Consider the following 5865-nt stretch of genomic DNA (forward strand, 5'->3'; position numbering starts at 1 on the left):
CCATCTACACCTCGACGGCGTGCCTGATCGGCCGGAAATTCCGCGAGGAGCTCGACGGCCGGTTCGCCGAGCTGTACTACGAGCTGGAACGCGGCACTGATCCGCTGTGCTACGTCGACCCGTACCTGCCGATTGAGAGCTTCCGGCGCCGTGACGAGGCGCGGGTCAAGCTGGTAGCACTGGTGCACGAGATCATGCAAAGCCGGATCGCCAACCCGCCGGCGGACAAGAAGTTCCGGGACATGATCGACGTGCTGGTGACGATCAGCGACGACAACGGCGACCTGCGCTTCACCGCCGACGAGGTCACCGGCATGATCATCTCGATCATGTTCGCTGGGCACCACACCAGCTCCGGCACTGCCGCGTGGACCCTGATCGAGCTGCTGCGCCACCCGGTGGCCCACACCGAGGTGATCGAGGAGCTCGACGAACTCTACGCCGATGGCCAGGAGGTGAGTTTCCATGCGCTGCGCGGAATTCCGCATCTGGAGAACGTCCTCAAGGAGACGCTTCGGTTGCATCCTCCGCTGATCATCTTGATGCGGGTGGCCAAGGGCGAGTTCGACGTGTGCGGCTATCCGATCCACGAAGGCGACCTGGTGGCCGCCTCCCCGGCGGTCTCCAACCGGATTGCCGAGTCCTTCCCCAACCCCGACGCGTTCGCCCCGGAACGCTACCGGCCGCCGCGCGAGGAGGACATCGTCCACCGGTGGAACTGGATTCCGTTCGGGGCCGGCCGGCACCGCTGCCTGGGGGCGGCGTTCGCCACCATGCAGATCAAGGCGATCTTCTCGGTGCTGCTGCGCGAGTACGAGTTTGAGATGATGCAGCCATCGGAGAGCTACCGCAACGACCACTCCACAATGGTGGTGCAGCTGGCCAAGCCGGCCGCAGTGCGCTACCGCCGCCGCGCGCAGGGCAATCAGAGGAGGTGACCCAGGTGGGCGATTACGTCGTCGGAGCCGATCTGGATCTGTGCCAGAGCCACGCGATGTGCGAATTCGAAGCACCCGACTACTTCCGGGTGCCCAAATACGGCAAGGTCGAGATCCTGGATGCCGAACCGCCGGATGAGGCGCGTCGGCAGATCGAGGCGGCGGTGCGGGCCTGCCCCACCCGCACGCTGTCCATCCGAGAAAAGACGGCTTAAGGACTCCAATTATGCCCTCGTTCCCCCGCGACGAGCTCGAGGACGTCGTGGCTCGCTGGCTGCAAGCCAACCGCGACGCCGAGACAGCCGGTGACTGGCGTGACTTGGCGGCCTTCTACACCGACGACGCCACCTACGGCTGGAACATCGGTCCCAAAGAGGACGTGATGTGCATCGGCATCGACGAGATCCGCGACATCGCACTGGGTCAGGAAATGGAAGGCTTACAAGGATGGCGCTACCCGTACCAGAAGGTGATCATCGATGACCGGCAGGGCGAAGTGGTGGGGTTCTGGAAACAGCTCGCAAAGACAGGTGAGGCCGCCGACGACGTAGCGGAGATCCACGGCATCGGCGGCAGTTGGTTCCGCTACGCCGGTGGCGGCAAGTGGAATTGGCAGCGGGACTTCTTCGACTTCGGGCATGTTTCAGCGCTCTACCTGCAACTGATCAAAGCCGGCAAGTTGTCGCAGGGGATGCAGAAACGCATCGAACGCAGCATGGCCGGCGATAAGCCGCCCGGTTACTACCCGCTGGGCAAATCCCCGACACCATTGTGGTAGCCGATTCCCGCGACTGCCCTATAGGCTCCCTATAGGCTCCCTATAGTCTGAGGCAGACGCACGTTCATAACGAAAGTAGGTTCACGGTGAAGACAAAGGGCGCGCTGCTCTGGGAGTTCAACCAGCCGTGGTCGGTCGAGGAGATCGACATCGGCGACCCACGCAAAGACGAGGTCAAGATCCAGATGGAAGCGGCCGGAATGTGCCACTCCGACCATCATCTGGTGACCGGAAGCATCCCAATGGCCGGTTTCCCGGTGCTCGGCGGCCACGAGGGTGCCGGCCTCGTCACTGAGGTCGGTCCCGGGGTGGAGGACCTGGCCCCCGGTGACCACGTGGTGCTGTCTTTCATCCCGTCCTGCGGCAAATGCCAGTCGTGTCAGGCCGGGATGCGTAACCTGTGCGACCTGGGTGCGTTGCTGCTCAACGGTGCGTCGGTCACCGACGGCTCGTTCCGCATCCACGCCGGGGGCAAGGACGTCTACGCGATGACGCTGCTGGGCACCTTCTCGCCCTGGATGGTGGTCCACCGCAGCTCGGTGGTGAAGATCGACCCGTCAGTGCCGTTCGAAGTGGCCTGCCTGGTCGGTTGCGGCGTGACCACCGGCTACGGCTCGGCGACCCGTACCGCCGATATCCGACCGGGTCAAGACGTCGCGATCGTCGGGATCGGCGGGGTGGGCATGTCGGCGCTGCAGGGCGCGGTCAACGCCGGCGCCCGGTATGTCTTCGCCATCGACCCGATCGAGTGGAAACGCGATCAGGCCCTGAAATTCGGGGCCACCCACGTCTACCCGGACATCAACACCGCGCTGGCGGGCATCACCGAGGCAACCGCCGGCCTGATGGCCAAGAAAGTCATTGTCACCGTCGGCGAAGTCCACGGTGAGGACATCGAGAACTACATGATCATGACCGCCAAGGGCGGCACCTGCGTCCTGACCGCGATCGGCAGCATGCTGGACACCCACGTCAACCTGAACCTGGCGATGCTGACCCTGATGCAGAAGAACCTGCAGGGCACCATCTTCGGCGGCGGCAACCCGCAGTACGACATTCCGCAACTGCTGTCGGTGTACAAGGCCGGCAAGCTCAACCTCGACGACATGGTGACCCGCCAGTACACCCTGGAGCAGATCAACGACGGCTACCAGGACATGCTGGACGGCAAGAACATTCGCGGCATCATCCGCTACACCGACGCCGACCGTTAGCCACCAAGCCGGCTTCCGGGCTAGCCGAGGGCTAGCCGGCTGCGGCGCGCTGGAACACCAAACTCGCCTTCAGCTTCGTCTTGGGGCCGACCATGCCGAAGAAGTTCCCCTCGACAGCGAACTGCTTGCGGGTGACGGTCGTCTCGGTGGTCAGCCGCACCCTCCCGCCCGTGCCGTCCGGGCCGTCTGGGCCGTCACTGAGCTTCGCGACGTTGACCGTCAGCGGTAGCGGACCGGTGATGCCCTTGACGGTGAGCTCGGCGTTCAATCGAACGGTGTCGCCCACTCCGAGTTTTCCGCCGGTGATCACAACGGTGATGTCGGGGTAATTCTCAACGTCGAAGAAGCCCGCCGTCCGCAGATCCGCGTCGCGCATGCGGAACCCGGTGTCCACCGACGCGGCTTTGATGTCGACTCGACCAGACACGGTCTGCGCGTCCTTGATCTCGCCGCCACCGCTGAAGTCGGTGAATCCACCGCGGACCTTCAACACGCCCCACGCGGTGCTGTTCTCGAAGCGGATGGTCGACTGTTCCGGAACCAGACTCCAGACGCCGACCAATTCTCGACTGCTCAGCAGTGTCGCGACAACCGACATGTCATCTCCTCTACTACGTGTGAAGCCACGCATATATATCGTGATACGACCAACCCGTCGGAATATAGAATAGCCATAGTTGTGCCTTCGGCAACAGGGGCGGTTACTGGACGGTTGCTGCTAGTATGCGGCCACTGACTTCGCGGGGGGCGTGACCGACCGAATCTTTGTCGCCGCGGGCGGCTGGCGCGTCGGGCCCGCCCCCGCTTCATCGGATACGGCGATCGACAATGCGGCCCATATGCTGAAGCACATGGCTACCGTCTTTACCAAGATCATCAACCGGGAGCTACCGGGCCGCTTCGTCTACGAAGACGACGAAGTCGTTGGCTTTTTGACCATCGAGCCCATGACGCACGGACACACGCTAGTGGTGCCGCGGGCCGAGATCGACCAGTGGCAAGACGTCGACGGCGCGGTGTTGCACCGGGTGATGGTGGTCGCACAACGGATCGGCCGAGCCGTGTGCCGCGCGTTCAGTACCGAACGCGCCGGTCTGATCATCGCCGGGTTGGAGGTCCCGCATCTACACGTCCACGTCTTCCCGACCCGCAGTCTCAGCGATTTCGGCTTCGCCAACGTCGACCGCAACCCGTCGGCCGAATCCCTCGACGAGGCACAGGCGAGGATCATCGCAGCGCTGGCCGAGATCCCCTGATGCTCAACTGACTTCGCTGGGTATGTCGGCGAACCGCGGCACCGCGACGCGGAACCGACACCCCTTGCCGGGCGCGGTGTCGACCGTGACGGTGCCGTCGTGTGCGTGGACCAGCGAGTCCACGATCGACAGGCCCAGCCCGGTGCCCCCGCTGGCCCGTGCCCGTGACGAGTCGGTGCGGTAGAAACGCTCGAACACGCGCCGCGCGTCCTGCTCGTTCATTCCCGGGCCGTGGTCGACCACCTCCAGCACGGCGTCGTCACCGTCGGTGCCCACCCGCACGGTCACCGCAGCGGTCGGCGGGGTGTGCTGCAACGCATTGGCCACCAGGTTGCTCAGCACCTGGCGCAGCCGCGCCTCATCGCCGAGCACCTCCGGGGTGCCCGGTCCGTCGAAGACCTCCAGGGTGACCGACCGCGCGGGTGCGATCGCCTCCGCGTCGTGCACAGCGTCGCTGGCCAGCGTCAGCAGGTCGACCCAACGCCGCTCCAGCGGCCGCTCCACGTCCAGCCGCGCCAGCAGCAGCAGATCCTCGACCAGCAGGCCCAGCCGGCGTGATTCGCTCTCGATGCGCGACATCATCAAATCGACGTCGTGGGCGGCGCCCTGCCGGTACAACTCAGCGAAACCGCGGATGGTGGTCAGCGGCGTGCGCAATTCGTGGCTGGCGTCGGTGATGAATCGCCGCATCCGGTCTTCCGAGTTGCGGGCCTCGGCGGCGGAGGCCTCCGACGCGGCAACCGCCCCCTGAATCTGCGCCAGCATTCCGTTCAGCGCCAGCGACAGCCTGCCCACCTCGGTGCGCGGATCACGCTCCGGGACACGATGGTTCAGCTGGCCGGCCGCTATCGCGGCGGCGGTCTTCTCGACCTCGCCTAGCGGCCGCAGGCTGCGGTTCACCACCACGTACCCGGCGATGCCCAGCACCGCCAGCGCCACTCCACTGATGACCAGCCGCCAGACATTGACGTGTCGAATCGTGGCCTGGACATCGGTGAGGTCCCTCGCCACGGTGGTCAATCCGCCGTCAGCGCCGCGCACCGACACTGCCCGCCACTGCGCACCGGACCCGCCGACCGAATCGACGGTCTTCGGGACCGGTCCCACGTCGTTGTCAGGCGGCAGCTTCGGTTCGGCGTGCCGATCGTCGTTGACCACCGTCCAGGTGCGGCCGTCCGGGGCGACGGTGCGCACGTAGAAGCTCGACGGCGGCCTGGCCGGGTTCGGCTCCTGACGCAAGTCCGACGCCCCCCGCAGCGGGGCCTGCGCCCAGCCGTGGGATGCGTCCCACAGGGTCCGATCGACCCGGTGCAGCAGGCTGTGCTGCATGATCGAGGAGACTGCGAAGCCCTGCACGACCATGGCGCAGACCATCAGCAGCAGAGTGGTGGCCACCAGGCTCACCTTCAGCGGCAGCGCCACGCGATGGTGTTCGGCCATCCGGTTCTGCCTACCGCGGGCTGTTCTGCCGCGGGCTCACCGCGGCTCCCGCAGCACATAACCCACCCCGCGCAACGTGTGCAACAGCCGCTTCTCGCCGGTGTCGATCTTGCGGCGCAGATACGACACATAGGATTCGACGACATTGACGTCGCCGCCGAAGTCGTAGCGCCACACGTGATCGAGGATTTTCGGTTTGCTGAGCACCGTGCCGGCGTTGATCACGAAGTAGCGCAGCA

General features: G+C 65.3%; 7 protein-coding genes and 1 pseudogene. 5 read left to right on the forward strand and 3 right to left on the reverse strand.

The features are described 5' to 3' along the window. The 4 genes from AC2VOP_RS16045 to AC2VOP_RS16060 all read left to right on the forward strand — a co-directional run. Window positions 1-938: cytochrome P450 (locus AC2VOP_RS16045; RefSeq protein WP_486961905.1), on the forward strand; the 938-nt coding region annotated here is incomplete at its 5' end. Between the two features lie 5 nt (window positions 939-943). Continuing rightward, complete coding sequence (locus AC2VOP_RS16050; protein WP_486961906.1) at window positions 944-1153, forward strand: ferredoxin; 210 nt, start codon at window positions 944-946, stop codon at window positions 1151-1153. Window positions 1154-1164: 11 nt separating this feature from the next. Beyond that, window positions 1165-1716, forward strand: a complete 552-nt coding sequence (locus AC2VOP_RS16055; RefSeq protein ID WP_486961907.1) for a nuclear transport factor 2 family protein — start codon at window positions 1165-1167, stop codon at window positions 1714-1716. A gap of 86 nt (window positions 1717-1802) precedes the next feature. After that, a complete protein-coding gene (locus AC2VOP_RS16060; protein WP_486961908.1) occupies window positions 1803-2930 on the forward strand; it encodes an NDMA-dependent alcohol dehydrogenase in 1128 nt (375 codons plus the stop codon). A 31-nt stretch (window positions 2931-2961) separates the two neighbouring features. Here AC2VOP_RS16060 and AC2VOP_RS16065 read toward each other — a convergent pair whose 3' ends face one another. Then, complete coding sequence (locus AC2VOP_RS16065; RefSeq protein ID WP_486961909.1) at window positions 2962-3528, reverse strand: YceI family protein; 567 nt, start codon at window positions 3526-3528, stop codon at window positions 2962-2964. A gap of 253 nt (window positions 3529-3781) precedes the next feature. Here AC2VOP_RS16065 and AC2VOP_RS16070 point away from each other — a divergent pair, with 253 nt between their 5' ends. Then, complete coding sequence (locus AC2VOP_RS16070; RefSeq protein ID WP_486961910.1) at window positions 3782-4186, forward strand: HIT family protein; 405 nt, start codon at window positions 3782-3784, stop codon at window positions 4184-4186. A gap of 3 nt (window positions 4187-4189) precedes the next feature. Here the strand turns inward: AC2VOP_RS16070 and AC2VOP_RS16075 are convergent, their stop codons facing one another. Next, window positions 4190-5626 (reverse strand): sensor histidine kinase, encoded by a 1437-nt coding sequence (locus AC2VOP_RS16075; protein WP_486961911.1) that lies wholly within the window; start codon window positions 5624-5626, stop codon window positions 4190-4192. Between the two features lie 36 nt (window positions 5627-5662). Next, window positions 5663-5865, reverse strand: a pseudogene (phoP, locus tag AC2VOP_RS16080) (two-component system response regulator PhoP); the annotation flags it as partial.

Source organism: Mycobacterium sp. TH-M106 (genome assembly GCF_057473765.1).